At 58.5% G+C, this 18,749-nt stretch carries 13 protein-coding genes and 1 tRNA gene; 11 read left to right on the forward strand and 3 right to left on the reverse strand.

The annotated features are described in order from the left end of the window. The first annotated feature begins 12 nt into the window (after window positions 1-12). The 5 genes from glpE to RHP74_RS28345 all read left to right on the forward strand — a co-directional run bounded on the left by glpE (window position 13) and on the right by RHP74_RS28345 (window position 6,799). The gene (gene glpE, locus RHP74_RS28325) at window positions 13-342 is read left to right on the forward strand and encodes a thiosulfate sulfurtransferase GlpE (RefSeq protein ID WP_077747310.1); all 330 of its coding nucleotides are present in this window, start codon (window positions 13-15) and stop codon (window positions 340-342) included. Window positions 343-638: 296 nt separating this feature from the next. Then, entirely contained in the window at window positions 639-2,561 is a 1,923-nt protein-coding gene (locus RHP74_RS28330) for a PrkA family serine protein kinase (protein ID WP_010467160.1), read from the forward strand. Window positions 2,562-2,675: 114 nt separating this feature from the next. Next, the gene (locus RHP74_RS28335; RefSeq protein WP_010467159.1) at window positions 2,676-3,947 is read left to right on the forward strand and encodes a YeaH/YhbH family protein; all 1,272 of its coding nucleotides are present in this window, start codon (window positions 2,676-2,678) and stop codon (window positions 3,945-3,947) included. Beyond that, on the forward strand, window positions 3,944-5,506 hold the full coding sequence (locus RHP74_RS28340) for a SpoVR family protein (protein ID WP_010467158.1): 1,563 nt from the start codon (window positions 3,944-3,946) through the stop codon (window positions 5,504-5,506). Before RHP74_RS28335 ends, RHP74_RS28340 begins: the two co-directional genes overlap by 4 nt. Before the next feature lie 63 nt (window positions 5,507-5,569). After that, window positions 5,570-6,799, forward strand: a complete 1,230-nt coding sequence (locus RHP74_RS28345) for a multifunctional CCA addition/repair protein (protein ID WP_311096767.1) — start codon at window positions 5,570-5,572, stop codon at window positions 6,797-6,799. Window positions 6,800-6,907: 108 nt separating this feature from the next. On the opposite strand, the gene folK is transcribed toward RHP74_RS28345, so the two are convergent. Continuing rightward, the gene (folK, locus tag RHP74_RS28350; protein ID WP_010467156.1) at window positions 6,908-7,426 is read right to left on the reverse strand and encodes a 2-amino-4-hydroxy-6-hydroxymethyldihydropteridine diphosphokinase; all 519 of its coding nucleotides are present in this window, start codon (window positions 7,424-7,426) and stop codon (window positions 6,908-6,910) included. Next, window positions 7,417-7,773: a dihydroneopterin aldolase gene (gene folB, locus RHP74_RS28355; RefSeq protein ID WP_008051601.1), complete on the reverse strand. Its 357-nt coding sequence runs from the start codon at window positions 7,771-7,773 to the stop codon at window positions 7,417-7,419. The genes folK and folB overlap by 10 nt, the downstream gene beginning before the upstream one ends. Before the next feature lie 74 nt (window positions 7,774-7,847). Between folB and plsY the strand changes: the two genes are divergently transcribed. Next, window positions 7,848-8,417 (forward strand): glycerol-3-phosphate 1-O-acyltransferase PlsY, encoded by a 570-nt coding sequence (gene plsY / locus RHP74_RS28360; RefSeq protein ID WP_077747307.1) that lies wholly within the window; start codon window positions 7,848-7,850, stop codon window positions 8,415-8,417. A 23-nt stretch (window positions 8,418-8,440) separates the two neighbouring features. Here the strand turns inward: plsY and tsaD are convergent, their stop codons facing one another. Next, window positions 8,441-9,466 (reverse strand): tRNA (adenosine(37)-N6)-threonylcarbamoyltransferase complex transferase subunit TsaD, encoded by a 1,026-nt coding sequence (gene tsaD, locus RHP74_RS28365; protein WP_010467153.1) that lies wholly within the window; start codon window positions 9,464-9,466, stop codon window positions 8,441-8,443. 199 nt (window positions 9,467-9,665) lie between these two features. Between tsaD and rpsU the strand changes: the two genes are divergently transcribed. The 5 genes from rpsU to RHP74_RS28390 all read left to right on the forward strand — a co-directional run bounded on the left by rpsU (window position 9,666) and on the right by RHP74_RS28390 (window position 18,221). After that, window positions 9,666-9,881 (forward strand): 30S ribosomal protein S21, encoded by a 216-nt coding sequence (gene rpsU / locus RHP74_RS28370; protein ID WP_002551877.1) that lies wholly within the window; start codon window positions 9,666-9,668, stop codon window positions 9,879-9,881. Window positions 9,882-10,363: 482 nt separating this feature from the next. Continuing rightward, window positions 10,364-12,343: a DNA primase gene (gene dnaG / locus RHP74_RS28375; protein WP_311096768.1), complete on the forward strand. Its 1,980-nt coding sequence runs from the start codon at window positions 10,364-10,366 to the stop codon at window positions 12,341-12,343. 67 nt (window positions 12,344-12,410) lie between these two features. Beyond that, window positions 12,411-14,261 carry an RNA polymerase sigma factor RpoD gene (gene rpoD / locus RHP74_RS28380; protein ID WP_010467151.1) on the forward strand — a complete coding sequence of 617 codons (1,851 nt, stop codon included), beginning with the start codon at window positions 12,411-12,413 and terminating at the stop codon, window positions 14,259-14,261. A 121-nt stretch (window positions 14,262-14,382) separates the two neighbouring features. Further along, the gene (locus RHP74_RS28385) at window positions 14,383-18,129 is read left to right on the forward strand and encodes an EAL domain-containing protein (RefSeq protein WP_083375636.1); all 3,747 of its coding nucleotides are present in this window, start codon (window positions 14,383-14,385) and stop codon (window positions 18,127-18,129) included. A 15-nt stretch (window positions 18,130-18,144) separates the two neighbouring features. After that, window positions 18,145-18,221 (forward strand) — tRNA-Ile (locus tag RHP74_RS28390). The last annotated feature ends 528 nt before the right edge of the window (window positions 18,222-18,749 follow it).

Below are 18,749 nucleotides of genomic sequence, written 5' to 3' on the forward strand. Positions count from 1 at the left end.
CAGGAGCCCGCCATGAGCGAATTCAAACGTATCCCCCCAGAACAGGCACAGGCCCTGCGCGCACAAGGCGCCGTGGTGGTCGATGTCCGTGACCCCGCGACCTATGCCGCCCTGCACATCAGCGGCTCGAAGCATCTGGACAATCATTCCCTGCATGCCTTCATTCAGGCGGCCGATCTGGACGCACCGACCGTGGTGGTCTGCTATCACGGCAATTCCAGCCAGGGCGCCGCCGCATACCTGATCAGCCAGGGCTTTTCCGACGTGTACAGCATGGATGGCGGTTTTGAGCTGTGGCGTACGACTTATCCTGCGGAAACGGCGCAAGGCACTTCCGAATAATTTTTTTGTAACGTGCAAGCCCCGTCCCCTGTGGGCTCGCGCGGTGGCAGACGAACGGTCTGCCACAACTAATTACGTATCTCGCCTTTACCTCCTGAATAAGCAACTATCCTTAAGCGCAGGCCATCCAAAACAGGGGAGAGCCGGTACACCGGCGCGCGGGTCATCGGGAGTAGCTTTCGAGGTCGTCAGCTTCGAAAGAGTTCTGGGGGGTAAACAGCGACTGCATATCCGGTTGCTGCCAGCATCGACTGAATGATCCGGCGTCGGCTCCACGTATCGAGCGAGGTGACGTCATGAGTATCTTTAGCCACTTCCAACAACGCTTCGAGTCCACACGCCAGGAAGAACTCTCGCTGCAAGAGTATCTTGAGCTGTGCAAACAGGACCGCAGCGCCTACGCCTCCGCCGCCGAGCGTCTATTGCTGGCCATCGGAGAACCGGAGCTGCTCGACACCTCGACCAACTCGAGACTGTCGCGAATCTTTTCCAACAAGGTGATCCGCCGCTATCCGGCCTTTGAAGACTTCCACGGGATGGAAGAATGCATAGACCAGATCGTGTCGTATTTCCGCCATGCCGCTCAGGGCCTGGAAGAGAAGAAACAAATCCTCTATCTGCTCGGCCCCGTCGGTGGCGGTAAATCGTCCCTGGCCGAGAAGCTCAAACAACTGATCGAGAAAGTGCCCTTCTACGCCATCAAGGGCTCGCCGGTATTCGAGTCGCCGCTGGGTCTGTTCAACGCCACTGAAGATGGTGCGATCCTCGAAGAAGACTTCGGCATTCCGCGGCGCTACCTCAATACCATCATGTCTCCATGGGCCACCAAGCGCCTGGCCGAATTCGGCGGTGACATCAGCCAGTTCCGCGTGGTGAAACTCTATCCGTCGATCCTCAACCAGATCGCGGTGGCCAAAACCGAACCGGGCGATGAAAACAACCAGGACATCTCGGCGCTGGTGGGCAAGGTCGACATCCGCAAACTGGAGGAATACCCACAGAACGACGCTGATGCCTACAGCTATTCAGGCGCGCTGTGCCGGGCCAACCAGGGCCTGATGGAATTCGTCGAAATGTTCAAGGCGCCAATCAAGGTGCTGCACCCATTGCTGACCGCCACCCAGGAAGGCAACTACAACAGTACCGAAGGCCTCGGGGCGATTCCGTTTACCGGGATCCTGCTGGCTCACTCCAACGAATCGGAATGGCACACCTTCCGCAACAACAAGAACAACGAAGCCTTCATCGACCGGATCTATATCGTCAAAGTGCCGTACTGCCTGCGGGTCAGCGACGAGGTGAAGATCTACGACAAGCTTCTGTTCAACAGCTCTCTGGCCAAGGCCCATTGCGCACCCGACACCCTGAAAATGCTAGCCCAGTTCACCGTGCTCTCACGCCTCAAGGAGCCGGAAAACTCCAACATCTATTCCAAGATGCGCGTGTATGACGGCGAGAACCTCAAAGACACGGATCCGAAAGCCAAGTCGATCCAGGAATACCGCGACAACGCCGGTGTCGACGAAGGCATGAACGGTCTGTCGACCCGGTTTGCGTTCAAGATCCTGTCCAAGGTCTTCAACTTTGATCCGCACGAAATCGCCGCCAACCCGGTGCATTTGCTCTATGTGCTGGAACAACAGATCGAACAGGAACAATTCCAGGCCGAGACCCGTGAACGCTATCTGCGCTTCCTCAAGGAGTACCTGGCACCGCGTTATATCGAATTCATCGGCAAGGAGATCCAGACTGCCTATCTCGAGTCTTACAGCGAGTATGGCCAGAACATCTTCGATCGCTACGTGCTGTACGCAGACTTCTGGATCCAGGACCAGGAATACCGAGATCCGGAAACCGGCGAAATCCTCAACCGCGTCGCGCTGAACGAAGAGCTTGAGAAAATAGAAAAACCGGCCGGCATCAGCAATCCGAAGGATTTCCGCAACGAAATCGTCAACTTCGTCTTGCGCGCCCGGGCCAACAACAATGGCAAGAACCCGACCTGGCTCAGCTACGAAAAACTGCGGGTGGTCATCGAGAAGAAAATGTTCTCCAACACCGAGGACCTCCTGCCTGTCATCAGCTTCAATGCCAAGGCCAGCAAAGAGGACCAGCAGAAGCACAACGACTTCGTCACACGGATGGTCGAGCGGGGCTACACCGACAAACAGGTACGACTGCTGTCCGAGTGGTACCTGCGGGTCCGGAAATCGCAATGACGCAGCGGCAAGCCATAAGCTACAAGCGGCAAGAAAAAGCGCGTAAGCCCTGATATCCGGGCAGCTTCTACTTGCAGCGTGTAGCTCACAACTTGAAGCCGCCCGGAGGGGCCTATGAGCTATGTGATCGACCGACGTCTCAATGGCAAGAACAAGAGCACGGTGAACCGTCAGCGGTTTCTGCGGCGTTATCGTGATCACATCAAAAAGGCCGTCGAAGAGGCGGTCAGTCGGCGTTCCATTACCGATATGGAACACGGCGAACAGATCAGTATCCCCGGCCGCGACATCGACGAGCCGGTGCTTCACCATGGACGTGGTGGCAAGCAGACCGTCGTGCACCCCGGCAACAAGGAATTCACCAGCGGCGAACACATTGCCCGTCCGCCAGGCGGTGGTGGCGGCAGAGGCCCAGGCAAGGCGGGCAACTCGGGCGAAGGGATGGACGAGTTTGTCTTCCAGATCACCCAGGAGGAATTCCTCGAATTCATGTTCGAGGACCTCGAACTGCCGAACCTGGTCAAGCGCAACCTGACCGGCACCGACACCTTCAAGACCGTGCGCGCGGGTATCAGCAACGAAGGTAACCCGTCGCGAATCAACATCATCCGTACCCTGCGCTCAGCCCATGCCCGGCGAATCGCCCTGTCTGGCAGCAGCCGGGCAAAGTTACGGGAAGCCAAAGAAGAACTGCTGCGACTCAAGCGGGATGAACCGGATAACTTCGGCGATATTCAGGAGATCGAAGCAGAAATCGAAAAACTCAGTGCGCGCATCCATCGCGTTCCCTTTCTCGATACCTTCGACCTCAAGTACAACTTGCTCATCAAGCAGCCGAACCCCAGCTCCAAGGCGGTGATGTTCTGCCTGATGGACGTGTCCGGCTCAATGACCCAGGCGACCAAAGACATCGCCAAGCGCTTTTTCATCCTGCTGTACCTGTTTCTCAAGCGTAACTACGACAAAATCGACGTCGTTTTCATCCGCCACCACACCAGCGCCCGCGAAGTGGATGAGGAAGAGTTCTTCTACTCCCGGGAAACCGGCGGCACCATCGTCTCCAGCGCCTTGAAACTGATGCAGGAAATCATGGCCGAGCGTTATCCGAGCAATGAGTGGAACATCTACGCGGCCCAAGCCTCCGACGGTGACAACTGGAACGATGATTCGCCGATCTGCCGCGACATTCTGATCAACCAGATCATGCCGTTCGTGCAGTACTACACTTACGTTGAGATTACCCCGCGCGAACACCAGGCTTTGTGGTTCGAATACGAACGCATCGCTGAAGCTTTCTCTGACACTTTTGCCCAGCAGCAACTGGTCTCGGCCGGGGATATCTACCCGGTCTTCCGTGAACTCTTCCAGCGCAGGTTAGTGACATGACCGCCAAAGAGCAGAAGCGCCAACCCATTTCCACCGGCTCAGAATGGACATTCGAGCTGATCCAGGCCTATGACAAAGAAATCAGTCGCCTGGCGGCTCGTTATGCCCTGGATACGTACCCTAACCAGATCGAAGTGATCACCGCCGAGCAGATGATGGACGCCTACGCCTCCGTCGGCATGCCACTGGGTTATCACCATTGGTCCTATGGCAAACACTTCCTCAGCACCGAGAAGTCCTACAGCCGTGGGCAGATGGGGCTGGCCTACGAGATTGTGATTAATTCAGACCCATGCATCGCCTATCTGATGGAAGAAAACACCATCTGTATGCAGGCCCTGGTGGTCGCTCATGCCTGCTATGGCCACAACAGCTTCTTCAAGGGCAATTACCTGTTCCGCACTTGGACCGACGCCAGCTCGATCATCGATTACCTGGTTTTCGCCAAGCAGTACATCATGCAATGCGAAGAACGCCACGGCATCGATGCAGTGGAGGACCTGCTGGATTCCTGCCATGCGCTGATGAACTACGGGGTCGACCGCTACAAACGCCCGTATCCGATCTCGGCTGAAGAAGAACGCCGCCGGCAGAAGGATCGGGAAGAGCACTTGCAGAAACAGATCAACGATTTGTGGCGGACCATTCCAAAAGGGGCCGACAAGTACAGCGACAAGGACAACGCGCGCTTCCCCGCCGAACCTCAGGAAAACATCCTGTACTTCATCGAAAAACACGCGCCGCTGCTGGAGCCCTGGCAGCGGGAAATCGTGCGCATCGTGCGCAAGATCGCCCAATATTTCTACCCGCAACGCCAGACCCAGGTCATGAACGAAGGCTGGGCCACGTTCTGGCACTACACGCTGATAAACGACCTGTATGACGAAGGCCTCGTTACCGACGGCTTCATGATGGAGTTTCTGACGTCCCACACCAGCGTGGTCTACCAACCCGGCTTCGACAGCCCCTACTACAACGGCATCAACCCCTACACCTTGGGTTTTGCCATGTACCGTGACATCCGCCGCATGTGTGAACACCCTACCGAGGAGGATTACCGCTGGTTCCCTGAGATAGCCGGTACCGACTGGCTGTCGAGCATCAAGTTCGCCATGAGCAGCTTCAAGGACGAAAGCTTCATCCTGCAGTACCTGTCACCGCAGGTGATCCGCGACCTGAAGTTGTTCAGCATTCTCGATGACGACCAAAAGGACGACCTGCTGGTCCCGGCCATTCACGATGAAGGTGGCTACCGCACCATTCGCGAAACACTGGCCGCGCAGTACAACCTGGGTAATCGAGAGCCCAATATTCAGATCTACAGCATCGACCGGCGTGGCGACCGCTCCCTGACCTTGCGTCACCAGCAGCACGACCGCAAACCGCTGGGCGAGTCCACCGAGGAAGTGCTCAAGCACCTGCACCGGCTGTGGGGCTTCGACATTCATCTGGAAACGCTGCAAGGCGACCAGGTCATGAAAGTCCACCATGTGCCGCCCAGAAGCGAGCACAGCGAGGGGGATTACGGCCGGCTGGACCTCGCCGTCATTCATCTTTGATCCTGTTTCTGCCTCCGGAAGTTCGACGCAAAGGTTATTCTGTCGAGCTAACGGAGGTTTTTTATGCGGATTTATAAAGTCGGCGGCGCGGTACGCGATCGCCTGCTGGGCAAACCTGTCACCGATATCGACTGGGTCGTGGTCGGTGCCACCACTGAAGAAATGCTCGCCCAGGGTTATCGCCCCGTGGGTGCTGACTTTCCGGTATTTCTTCACCCCAAGAGCGGTGAGGAATACGCCCTCGCCCGTACCGAACGCAAAAGCGGACGTGGTTACGGCGGTTTCACCTTTCATGCCAGCCCCGAAGTCACCCTCGAAGAAGACCTGATCCGTCGCGACCTGACAATCAACGCCATGGCCGAAGATGATCAGCAGAATCTGACCGACCCTTACCACGGCCAGCGCGATCTCGAAGCCCGAGTGCTTCGTCACGTTTCCCCCGCGTTCGCCGAAGATCCGCTCCGTGTCCTGCGCGTTGCCCGCTTGGCAGCCCGATACGCAGGACTGGGCTTCACCGTTGCGCCTGAAACTTTGGAGCTGATGCGCCAACTAAGCGAATCAGGTGAATTGAAGGCGTTGACGGCGGAACGCAGCTGGAAAGAGATTTCCCGTGCACTGATGGAAGATCAGCCACGGGTGTTCATTGAGGTGCTGCGTGAATGTGGCGCGCTCAAAGTGTTAATGCCGGAAGTTGATGCTCTGTTCGGCGTGCCGCAACCGGCAACCCATCACCCTGAGATCGACACGGGGGTGCACACCCTGAGCGTCCTTGAGCAAGCGGCGCAGCACAAACAGCCGCTGACCGTGCGCTGGGCATGCCTGCTGCATGATCTGGGCAAAGGGCTCACGCCCGAGGAAGAATGGCCACGCCACATTGCCCATGAGCACACGGGCCTGAAGCTGATCAAAGCGGTGAATGAACGGTTCAAGGCACCGAAAGATTGTCAGGAATTGGCATTGCTGGTGGGTCAGTACCACACCCACGGCCACCGCGCCCTGGAGCTGAAACCCTCGACGTTACTGGACCTGCTGCAGAGTTTTGACGTTTACCGTCGGCCGCAGCGGTTTGAAGAGTTCATTGCGGCGTGCGAGATGGACGCCCGCGGCCGCAAAGGGCTGGAGCAGAGAAGTTACCCACAGGCGGATTATTTACGCGGAGCGGCGACTGCGGCGCGGAACGTGGCGGTACAGCCGTTGCTGGAGAAGGGATTCAAGGGGCCGGAGCTGGGTGAGGCGATCAAGCGTGAGCGACTAAAAGCGCTGAAGGCCTACAAAGAGGCGGCGTCTGCCTGAAAAGCTTCGCGGGCAAGCCTCGCGACTGCAAGATCCAAGTCGTTTGCGATGGGGCGAACGACGCAAAACTTGCAGGAGCGAGGCTTGCCCGCGAAGGCGTCATCCGCCTCACAACAAATTCGAAGGTGTCAGCTGTTCACCGCGCCACTCAAACGCCACCGGCGCCAACACCTGATCAATCTGCGCCTCACGCCACAACGTCGCAAAGCTTTTGCCTACCCCCGGATGCACTCTGTCCGGCGCAATCAGGGACAACGGCCACAGCACAAAGGCATTTTTCAGAATCTCTGCCCGCGGCAGGATCAATCCATCGAAATTGCCCACCAGATCGCCAAACAGCAGCACGTCGATATCCAGCGGTAAACCCTTGCGGTCGGGCGCGTACCGGCCATTGTCCGCCTCGATGAATTTCAATCGACGGTCCAGCTCCATCAGCGGCAAATCGGTGTAAGCCGACACCACGAAATTGAAGAACGGACCGCTCTTGATCCCCACTGGCTGGCTTTCGAACACCGCCGAGCAACGGATATCCACCAGGAAGCCTGCCAGGGCTTCCAGGCCCGCCTGCAAATGGGTTTCGCGCTCGATATTGCTACCGAGCCCGAGATACACCTGAGTCAGCGACATCCGCGCTCGATCTCCACGCCCACACCACCGGTGGCCGCCGGGACGGCGCCAGGCTTGGTCAGTTTGAGGCGCATCCAGGTGATCTTGAATTCGCTCATCAATACTTCAACCAGACGCTCGGCAAAGGTCTCGACCAGTTGGAACTGTGCCTGCTCGGCAAAGGCCTGGATGCGCGACGAAACGCTCGCGTAATCGAGCGCCAGGGTCAGGTCATCGCCTGCCGCTGCCGGGCGATTATCCCAGGCGAAGCTCAGATCAAGTCGCAGGCACTGTCGGATGCCTCGTTCCCAGTCGTAGGCACCAATCACGGTGTCGACTTCCAGGCCCTCGATAAACACTCTGTCCAAGCACTTTTCTCCGCTGCACGACAAGGGCGCAATGCGCCGTTAGAATCAGGGCGTCCTCGCCCGGAATAGTTAGCATGTTTTGGTTACTGGCGACCCTCGCCTACCTGCTCGGCTCTCTGTCCTTCGCCATTTTGCTCAGCCGCCTGACCGGTAACCCCGATCCGCGAATGAGTGGCTCGGGCAATGCCGGCGCCACCAACATGTTGCGCCTGGCCGGCAAAAAACTCGCCATCCTGACCCTGATCGGCGACCTCTGCAAAGGCCTGTTGCCGGTGCTGATCGCCGGTGTTGCGGGTCTTTCGCTGCAAGAACAGGCCTGGATCGGCGTCTGTGCCGTCATCGGCCACCTGTTCCCGCTGTACTTTCGCTTTCGCGGTGGCAAGGGTGTCGCCACCGCGGCAGGAATGCTCCTGGGCCTGTATCCGCCAGCTGCATTGCTGGCGGTTTGCGCCTGGTTGCTGACGTTCTACCTGACCCGCACCAGCTCCCTCGCCGCATTGATCGCCACGCCGCTGACCCTACCGCTGCTGGCCTGGCAAGCACCTGCGGCATTGCTACCCATGAGCGCACTCACGGGGCTGATCGTCTGGCGTCATCGCGGCAATCTACGCGACCTGTTTGCCGGGCGCGAACGGCATTTTTAAATACCGGACGTGAGCCCCGCTCATCACAGCGCCGACAGTTGCTCCATCGGCCAGCGCGCCTGCACGCTGATCGCCAGGCTTTCGTGCTGGCCGGCCTGCAAGCGCTGGCAACCGGCAAACGCAATCATCGCGCCGTTGTCGGTGCAGAACTCCGGACGGGCATAAAACACGTCGCCCTTCATGTCACCGAGCATCTTTTCCAGGGAGGTGCGCAGCGCCTTGTTGGCGCTGACGCCCCCAGCGATCACCAGACGCTTCATGCCCGCTTGTTTCAGGGCGCGCTTGCACTTGATGGTCAAAGTCTCCACCACGGCCTGCTGGAACGCCAGCGAGATGTCGCAACGGGCTTGCTCGCTGTCGTCCCCGGCGCTGACGCTCTGCTGCCAAGTGTTCAGGGCGAAGGTTTTCAAGCCACTGAAGCTGAACGCCAGGCCCGGGCGGTCGCACATGGGACGCGGAAAAGTGAAACGTCCTGAAACGCCCCGCTCCGCCAGCTTGGCGATTTCCGGACCGCCCGGATAATTGAGGCCCATCATCTTCGCGGTCTTGTCGAATGCTTCACCGGCGGCGTCATCGAGGGTCTCGCCCAAGAGCGTGTAGTGACCGATACCGTCGACCTGAACCAGCTGCGTATGACCACCCGACACCAACAAAGCGACGAACGGGAATTGTGGCGGCTGCGGCTCCAGCATCGGCGCCAGCAAGTGGCCTTCCATGTGGTGCACACCCAAGGCCGGAATGCCCCAGGCAAAGGCCAGCGCCTGAGCGCAAGAGGCGCCCACCAGCAAGGCACCGACCAGGCCAGGACCCGCGGTATAAGCGATGGCATCGATCTCGGTCGGCACACAGTCAGCTTCGGCCAACACCTGACGAATCAAGGGCAGCATACGCTTGACGTGGTCGCGCGAGGCCAGCTCCGGCACTACACCGCCATAGGCGCGGTGCAGGTCGATCTGACTGAACAGCGCGTCGGCCAGCAGGCCGCGCTCACTGTCATATAATGCGACACCGGTTTCGTCGCAGGAGGTTTCTAATCCCAGTACTAGCATGGGTTTGCGCCTTGTTTAGGCTGAATTCGAAGGCGCGCATAATAGTCGCCATGGGATGCCCCGACTAGCGGTTTTCGATCAGAGGCTTTGCATTCCGGTCGATGAGGAGTTAACATCCGCAACCCTTAAAAACCGACGTCTTCAAGTGCTCTTTTGCCGCGAGGATGTTGACCCCGGTAATGAATGAAGGTAGCTCTGGATGCCAGCCGTCAAAGTAAAAGAGAACGAACCCTTCGACGTAGCTCTGCGTCGTTTCAAGCGCTCCTGCGAAAAAGCCGGTGTACTGGCTGAAGTTCGTAGCCGCGAATTCTACGAGAAGCCTACTTCTGAGCGTAAGCGCAAAGCAGCAGCCGCTGTTAAGCGTCACGCGAAGAAAGTTCAGCGCGAACAGCGCCGCGCCGTTCGTCTGTACTAATACACAGACGTTCGTAGCAAGCTTCTGCCAAGCCCGGCCCTCAGCCGGGCTAATGGCATTTGCGGAAAACGCTTGATGCTTCACCGTCAAAGCCGCAGACGCGACCGAGACAAACCTGCTTCGCAGCGTCAGACCTGGCTCTTTTGCCAGCGGTGCACGTCTTTTCTGACGAGCCTTCCAAGGCTACTGACGAGCACACCCACTGATTCCTCTTACGACGATCAGCCCAAGGCACCTTCTTGCGTGCCCGCTTATGAGCTATCCGAGGCCCTCGACTGGCCGCAGCGGATTTCAGCGAAATACTTTCGTATAGTCGAATACTGATTGGTACTAACGTCAGTGGATTTTCGGCAGATACACTTCCCGACAGCGATTACGCAGACGACACCGGTCGAGCCGCACATTTTGCGCGCCTCAAACAACGACCCGCGTTCGGCCGCTCATCGTTTTGGGTCCATTTCAGCGCAGATGACGAGAACGCCATGGCCGGGCTAATTCCCCAGAGCTTCATTGACGACCTTCTGAACCGCACCGACATCGTCGATGTGGTCAGCTCGCGCCTGCAAATGAAAAAGGCCGGTAAAAACTACACCGCCTGCTGCCCTTTTCATAAAGAAAAAACCCCGTCCTTCAGCGTCAGCCCCGACAAGCAGTTCTATTACTGCTTCGGCTGCGGCGCGGGCGGCAACGCCCTCGGCTTCATGATGGACCACGACAACCTGGATTTCGTCCAGGCTGTCGAAGAACTGGCCAAAGCCGCGGGCATGGAAATCCCCCGCGAAGAAAGCGGTCGGCCGCACAAACCGCGGCAACCGACTGATTCGCCGCTTTACCCGCTGCTGACTGCAGCCGCCGACTTCTACCGGCAAGCCCTGAAAAGCCATCCATCGCGCAAAGCGGCTGTGGATTATTTGAAAGGTCGTGGGCTGACCGGCGAAATCGCCCGGGACTTCGGCCTCGGCTTCGCGCCGCCCGGTTGGGACAATCTGTTCAAGCACTTGAGCAACGACACCCTGCAACAAAAAGCCATGGTCGACGCCGGCCTGCTGATCGAGAACGCCGAAACCGGCAAACGCTATGACCGCTTTCGCGATCGCGTGATGTTCCCGATCCGCGACAGCCGCGGACGCATCATTGCTTTCGGCGGCAGGGTATTGGGCGACGACAAGCCGAAATACCTGAACTCACCGGAAACCCCCGTATTCCATAAAGGCCAGGAACTCTACGGCCTTTATGAAGCACGCAAGAACAACCGCAACCTCGACGAAATCATCGTCGTCGAAGGCTACATGGACGTCATTGCCCTCGCCCAACAAGGCTTGCGCAATGCCGTCGCGACCCTGGGCACCGCCACCAGCGAAGAGCACTTGAAGCGGCTGTTTCGCGTCGTGCCTAACGTGCTTTTTTGCTTCGACGGCGACCAGGCCGGCCGCAACGCTGCTTGGCGCGCACTGGAAGCTGCCCTGCCGTGCCTGCAAGACGGGCGGCGCGCGCGCTTTCTGTTCCTGCCCGAAGGTGAAGACCCCGACACGCTGGTCCGCTCCGAAGGCACTGACGCTTTCCGCGCGCGAATCAACCAGCACGCCCAACCGTTAGCGGATTATTTCTTTCAGCAACTGACCGAGGAATCGGACCCGCGCTCGCTCGAAGGCAAGGCCCACATGGCCACCCTCGCCGCGCCGCTGATCGACAAGGTCCCTGGCGCCAACCTGCGCATCTTGATGCGTCAGCGCCTGACCGAAATTACCGGCCTCAGCGGTGAAGCCGTGAGCCAACTGGTTCAAAGCGCACCTCAAGATGCGCCGCCGGCATACGACCCGGGCGTCGATTACGACGCCATGCCGGATTACAGCGACTACCATCAGCCGCAGGCACAAGAGATGTATGTGCCGCAGCAGGAATGGACGCCGAAGAAACCCGGAGCGGGCGGCAAGAAGTGGGACAAGAAGCCCTGGGACAAAAACGGCAAGCGAGGCGGTGATCGCGATCAACCTAGCGCCCCGCGCACACCGATTGCTGTGGAAGCCCCAACCCTGATCGCACTTCGCACGCTCATTCATCACCCCGATCTGGCTAGCAAGGTCGAAACCGCCAACCACTTCGCCAATGAGAGCAATACCTACGCTCAGTTGCTGGTAGCGCTGATCGAGGCCGTGCAAAAAAATCCTAAGCTAAACTCTATTCAGTTGATGGCCCGCTGGCACGGGACTGAACAGGGGCGTCTGCTCAAGGCTTTGGCGGAAAAGGAATGGCTGATTGACGGCGACAACCTTGAACAACAGTTTTTAGACACCATTACTAGGCTATCGGCAAGTCAACACACGGATAGCCTGGAAGTACTTATCAGGAAAGCAAGGCAGCCAGGATTGACCGCGGAGGAAGCAAATCAGATCGCAAATCAGATGCGCGACCTATTAAAACGCAATATGGCTGTATCAACCCCGACCTCAACTGGCGCGTGAGGTCATAGCTCAGGTATAATCCTCGGCTTGTTTTTTGCCCGCCAAGACCTTCAGTGGATAGGGTGTTATGTCCGGAAAAGCGCAACAGCAGTCTCGTATCAAAGAGTTGATCACACTTGGTCGTGAGCAGGGTTACCTGACTTACGCGGAGGTCAACGACCACCTGCCGGAGGATATTTCAGATCCGGAACAGGTGGAAGACATCATCCGCATGATTAACGACATGGGGATCAACGTATTCGAGGTTGCGCCAGATAAGGATTCCCTTATGCTGGCCGACGCCGATACTGACGAAGCCGCGGCCGAAGAGGCAGCAGCAGCGTTGGCAGCGGTCGAGACCGACATTGGTCGTACCACCGACCCAGTGCGCATGTACATGCGCGAAATGGGTACGGTAGAGCTCCTCACTCGTGAAGGCGAAATCGAAATCGCCAAACGTATTGAAGAGGGTATCCGTGAAGTGATGGGCGCAATCGCGCACTTCCCTGGTACGGTTGACCACATTCTCTCCGAGTACACTCGCGTTACCACCGAAGGTGGCCGCCTATCCGACGTCCTGAGCGGTTATATCGACCCGGACGACGGCATTGCGCCGCCTGCTGCCGAAGTGCCGCCGCCTGTCGATCCGAAAGCCGTTAAAGCGGACGACGATACCGACGACGACGAAGCTGAAGCCAGCACCGACGACGAAGAAGAAGCCGAAAGCGGTCCGGATCCGGTCATCGCAGCACAGCGTTTTGGCGCTGTCTCCGATCAGATGGAAATCACCCGCAAGGCGCTGAAAAAGCACGGTCGTGGCAACAAGCTGGCAATCGCCGAGCTGGTGCTGCTGGCTGAGTTGTTCATGCCGATCAAACTGGTTCCGAAGCAATTCGAAGGCCTGGTCGAGCGTGTTCGCAGTGCCCTGGATCGTCTGCGTCAGCAAGAGCGCGCGATCATGCAACTTTGCGTTCGTGATGCCCGCATGCCGCGTGCCGACTTCCTGCGCCAGTTCCCGGGCAACGAAGTTGACGAAAGCTGGACCGATGCACTGGCCAAAGGCAAAAGCAAATACGCTGAAGCCATTGGTCGCCTGCAACCGGACATCATTCGTTGCCAGCAAAAGCTGACCGCGCTGCAAACCGAAACAGGTTTGACGATCGCCGAGATCAAGGACATCAACCGTCGCATGTCGATCGGTGAGGCCAAGGCCCGCCGCGCGAAGAAAGAGATGGTTGAAGCGAACTTGCGTCTGGTGATCTCCATCGCCAAGAAGTACACCAACCGTGGCCTGCAATTCCTCGATCTGATCCAGGAAGGCAACATCGGGTTGATGAAAGCGGTAGACAAGTTCGAATACCGCCGCGGCTACAAATTCTCGACTTATGCCACCTGGTGGATCCGTCAGGCGATCACTCGCTCGATCGCCGACCAGGCCCGCACCATCCGTATTCCGGTGCACATGATCGAGACGATCAACAAGCTCAACCGCATTTCCCGGCAGATGTTGCAGGAAATGGGTCGCGAACCGACCCCGGAAGAGCTGGGCGAACGCATGGAAATGCCTGAGGACAAGATCCGCAAGGTATTGAAGATCGCTAAAGAGCCGATCTCCATGGAAACCCCGATCGGTGATGACGAAGACTCCCATCTGGGTGACTTCATCGAAGACTCGACCATGCAGTCGCCAATCGATGTCGCCACTGTTGAGAGCCTTAAAGAAGCGACTCGCGAAGTGCTGTCCGGCCTCACTGCCCGTGAAGCCAAGGTTCTGCGCATGCGCTTCGGTATCGACATGAATACCGACCACACCCTTGAGGAGGTTGGTAAGCAGTTCGACGTGACCCGTGAACGGATTCGTCAGATCGAAGCCAAGGCGCTGCGCAAGCTGCGCCACCCGACGAGAAGCGAGCATTTGCGCTCCTTCCTCGACGAGTGATCACAGAACCCCCGGCCCAGGCCGGGGGTTTTGCTTTCTACAGATAAAATCCCCCGTACCTCCCCCCCGCCGAATTGCCCGTCTACACTCGAAACATTCCCCGAGCCATAACGAGACCGTTATGCCCAGACTGCCGACCGTGCTTTTTTTGCTGTCGCTGATGACCTGGACCGCAACGGCTGGCGCGCTGACTCTGACCGACGAAGAACGTAGCTGGCTGGCGGCTCACCCGGACTTGCGCCTGGGTGTCGACGCGTCCTGGCCGCCGTTCGAATTTCGTGACGACCAGGGCCGCTATCAGGGCCTGGCGGCGGACTACATCAACGTGATCCGTCAACGGCTGGCCGTCAAACTGACGCCCATCGAACCGATCAGCTGGACCGAAGTCCTGCAACAGGCCAAGCAAGGCAAGCTGGACGTCTTGCCGGGCATCATGTCGACCCCGGAGCGCCAGTCGTACCTGTCATTCACTCGTCCCTACCTGGACTTTCCGATTGTCATCCTCGCCCATGTCGGAGGCCCCCAACCGCGCAAGCTCGAAGAGCTCTACGGGCTGAAGATCGCTGTGGTGGAAAACTATGCGCCCCATGAGCTGTTGCGCACGCACCACCCCGACCTGAATCTGGTGGCGATGCCCAATGTCAGCTCAGCCTTGCAGGCGTTGGCCACCGATGAAGTGGATGCGGTCGTGGGCGATCTCGCCTCCAGCGTCTGGAGCCTGCGTCAGCTCAAGCTCGACGGCCTGTATGTCAGCGGCGAAACGCCCTATCGCTATCAATTGGCGATGGCCGTGCCCCCCGACAACAAGATACTGGTCGGAATTCTGGACAAAGTCCTGGCGGACATGACTTCAAGTGAAATCAGCGCCATTCAGGAGCACTGGGTGGGCAATGTACTGGATCACCGAACCTTCTGGTCCGACTTGCTGGTCTACGGTCTGCCCGGATTGCTGTTTCTGATGATCACGCTGGCCGTGGTCATCCGGATCAACCGCCGGTTGAGTTCGGAAATCGCCCGGCGGGTCGACCTAGAACAAGAGCTGCGCAGCAGTGAATACCATTACCGCGGGCTGGTGGAGAGCCTTTCCGCAATTGCCTGGGAAGCACGGATCAGCGATTTCACCTACAGCTACGTGTCTCCGCATGCCGAAGAGCTGCTTGGCTATCCCCTGTCCCATTGGCTCATTCCGGGGTTCTGGCGCAACATCATCCACCCTGCGGACCTGACCCGGGCCCAGACATTCTGCGATCACGAAGTGCTCGCCGGGCGCGATCATAGCGTCGATTACCGCGTTATCACCGCCGACGGCCGCTGCCTGTGGGTGCGCGATATCGTCAGTCTTATCGAGCATGGCCATGAGCCGGTTATGCGCGGATTGATGATCGACATCAGCGACGCCAAGCGCACGGAAGAAGCGTTGAGACTCTCCGAGCAAAAATTCGCCTCCGTGTTTCAGCAATGCCCGGACATCCTGGTGATTGCGCGGCTGTCCGACGGCTGCCTGCTCGAAGTCAACAACGCGTTCGAAGAACAAATTGGTCTCAAGGCCGAAGATGTCATTGGCCAGACCGCCACCGACCTCAACATCTGGGGCATCCCCGGCGTCGGGCCGGGCCTGCTGCAGCGCCTGCAAGCCGGCAGCATCCGCAACCTGGAGATGCCTTTTCGACGCAGCAATGGCCAGGTGTTTACCGGTCTGATTTCCGCCGAGCCCTTCGACCTCGATACGACCCCTGCGCTGGTCGTCGTGGTGCGCGATATCAGTCAGCTCAAGGAAACCCAGCAGCAACTGCAAACCTCCGAAGAAAAATTCGCCAAGGCCTTCCACGCCTCACCGGACGGCTTGTTGCTGTCGCGGCAGAGCGACGGGTTGCTAATGGAGGTCAACGAGGGTTTCAGCCGCATCACAGGCTTCAACAGCGCGATGTCCGTGGATCGCTCAGCCCTGGAGCTGGGGATCTGGGTCAATCTCAACGAACGTAAACAGATGCTCGACTTGCTGCACCGGGATGGTTTCGTCCGCGACTTCAGTTGCCACATCCGCCGCAGTGACGGGCAGATCCGCCTTTGCGAGGTGTCAAGCCGTCCGCTGCCGATCGGCGACGAAGACTGCATGCTGACCATCGCCCGGGACATCACCGAGCGGCACCTGATGCAGGAGAAACTGCAACAGGCCGCCACGGTGTTCGAGAGCACCGCCGAGGGCGTGTTGATCACCGACACCCAACAGCACATCAGCGCGGTCAACCGAGCGTTCACCGAGATCACCGGTTACAGCGAGAGCGAAGCACTCGGCCACACCCCTCGCTTGCTCGCCTCGGGGCTTCACGACAGCGCGTTCTATGCGGCGATGTGGCATCAGCTGACGGACGAAGGTCACTGGCAAGGCGAGATTTCCAACCGACGCAAGAATGGCGAGCTCTACCCGAGCTGGCTGACCATCAGCGCCGTGCGTAACCGGGAAAAATTCATCACTCACTTCGTGGCGGTGTTCGCGGACATTTCCAGCCTCAAACACGCGCAGGCCAAACTCGACTACCAGGCGCACCACGATCCGCTGACCGGTCTGCCAAACCGTACGCTGTTCGAGAGCCGACTGCTGACCGCACTCAATACCCAACAGGAAAACGGTGGCCAGGGCGCGGTGCTGTTCCTCGACCTGGATCGCTTTAAACACATCAACGACAGCCTTGGCCATCCGGTGGGCGACCTGCTGCTCAAAGGCATTGCCGTGCGCCTCAAAGAGCAGCTGCGCGACATCGATACCGTCGCGCGCCTGGGGGGCGACGAATTCATCATCCTGCTGCCCGGCCTGCAACAATCCAGTGACGCCGACAACATTGCCACCAAGCTGCTCAATTGCTTCGCGGCACCTTTCCAGGCCGGCGAGCACGAGTTTTTTATCAGCGCCAGCATCGGCACCAGCCTGTACCCAAAGGATGGCTGCGACGTCGCCACGCTGGTCAAAAACGCCGATGCGGCGATGTATCGCTCCAAGGCCAAGGGCCGCAACCGGGTGGAAAGCTACACCCGCGACCTCACCGCCCAGGCCAGCGAACGCGTGGCGCTGGAACATGAATTGCGCCGCGCCATCGAGCGCAATGAGCTGTTTCTCTATTACCAACCGAAAATCAGCCTCGCCGACCATCGACTCGTCGGCGCCGAAGCGCTCATCCGCTGGCAACATCCGACCTTCGGCTCGGTGCCGCCGGAACACTTCATTCCCTTGGCGGAAGAAAACGGCATGATCCTGCAGATCGGCGACTGGGTGCTGGAGACAGCCTGCCGACAGATGAACGAGTGGAATCAGGTCTACGAGTGCCTCGGTCCCCTCTCCGTCAATCTCGCAGGTGCTCAATTGCGTCAGCCGAACCTGCTCGGACGGATCGAGCAACTGCTCAAAGACAACGGCCTGGCGCCCGGTTTACTGCAACTGGAAATTACCGAAAACTTCATCATGAGCCAGGCCGAAGAAGCGCTGGCAGTGCTGCACCAACTCAAACACCTGGGCGTGCAATTGGCCATCGACGACTTCGGGACCGGCTACTCGTCTCTGAGCTACCTCAAGCGCCTGCCACTGGACATCCTCAAGATCGACCAGTCCTTCGTCCGCGGCCTGCCTGACGATCCCCACGATGCAGCGATTGTTCGCGCCATCATTGCCCTGGGGCGCAGCATGCAATTCACCGTCATTGCGGAGGGCGTCGAGACCCTCGCACAGCAACAATTCCTCGCCGAAGAAGGCTGCGAACAGATCCAGGGCTACATCGTCAGCCTGCCGCTTCCCCCCGACGAATTCGCCGCGACGTTTCTTCGTATAGCCGTATCGGATTTTTCGGATAGCACAGCCGAGAAACCATCGCTATAATCCGCGGCCTACTGAGGGCCTATAGCTCAGTTGGTTAGAGCAGAGGACTCATAATCCTTTGGTCCACGGTTCAAATCCGTGTGGGCCCACCAAACAAGAAAGCCGCGCTGATGCGCGGCTTTCTTTTGATTTAACGAATCACGTCAATAGTGCTATCGAAGCGACTGACCGGATGAGATTGAGCGCTTCCCAGCGGCGAAAGCCGTAACTGCGCAACGCGGTTCGCAAGTGGTGTCCGGATCTGCTTTACCAAATCGAAGAAGACGCCTATGGCGTCTTTTTTCGTTTCTGCCCTAGCAATACAGCCCTGCTCATAATCCTTTGGTCCACGATTCCTCCGTGTGGACCCACCAAACACGAAAGCCGCGCAAATGCGCGGCTTTTTTTCTGCGACTAACGTTTGGCCTAAGAGATCAGACCAGCCGAACCACCAAGGCAACAGCAACAATAGTCACGAGCGCCAGCGCGGCACCGAGTCCAAACGGCAGTAGGATTGCTCGGGTCGCGATGGGGGATGGGCTACGCATGTCTTCGGCCAAGGCGGCCACGTCACGGTGTAACTGTTCAATGCTGGCTTGAATCGTAGGAGGTGTGGACATACTGCGTCTTCCTGCAGGGAT

The organism is Pseudomonas sp. SG20052, assembly GCF_031766055.1.
Taxonomy (GTDB): Bacteria; Pseudomonadota; Gammaproteobacteria; order Pseudomonadales; family Pseudomonadaceae; genus Aquipseudomonas; species Aquipseudomonas mandelii.

Bases quoted from the DNA above. Each gene is read 5' to 3' on its own strand.
- glpE (WP_077747310.1), top strand. From the start codon at position 13: ATGAGCGAATTCAAACGTATCCCCCCAGAACAGGCACAGGCCCTGCGC.
- RHP74_RS28330 (WP_010467160.1), top strand. From the start codon at position 639: ATGAGTATCTTTAGCCACTTCCAACAACGCTTCGAGTCCACACGCCAG.
- RHP74_RS28335 (WP_010467159.1), top strand. From the start codon at position 2,676: ATGAGCTATGTGATCGACCGACGTCTCAATGGCAAGAACAAGAGCACG.
- RHP74_RS28340 (WP_010467158.1), top strand. From the start codon at position 3,944: ATGACCGCCAAAGAGCAGAAGCGCCAACCCATTTCCACCGGCTCAGAA.
- RHP74_RS28345 (WP_311096767.1), top strand. From the start codon at position 5,570: ATGCGGATTTATAAAGTCGGCGGCGCGGTACGCGATCGCCTGCTGGGC.
- folK (WP_010467156.1), bottom strand. From the start codon at position 7,426: ATGTCGCTGACTCAGGTGTATCTCGGGCTCGGTAGCAATATCGAGCGC.
- plsY (WP_077747307.1), top strand. From the start codon at position 7,848: ATGTTTTGGTTACTGGCGACCCTCGCCTACCTGCTCGGCTCTCTGTCC.
- tsaD (WP_010467153.1), bottom strand. From the start codon at position 9,466: ATGCTAGTACTGGGATTAGAAACCTCCTGCGACGAAACCGGTGTCGCA.
- rpsU (WP_002551877.1), top strand. From the start codon at position 9,666: ATGCCAGCCGTCAAAGTAAAAGAGAACGAACCCTTCGACGTAGCTCTG.
- dnaG (WP_311096768.1), top strand. From the start codon at position 10,364: ATGGCCGGGCTAATTCCCCAGAGCTTCATTGACGACCTTCTGAACCGC.
- rpoD (WP_010467151.1), top strand. From the start codon at position 12,411: ATGTCCGGAAAAGCGCAACAGCAGTCTCGTATCAAAGAGTTGATCACA.
- RHP74_RS28385 (WP_083375636.1), top strand. From the start codon at position 14,383: ATGCCCAGACTGCCGACCGTGCTTTTTTTGCTGTCGCTGATGACCTGG.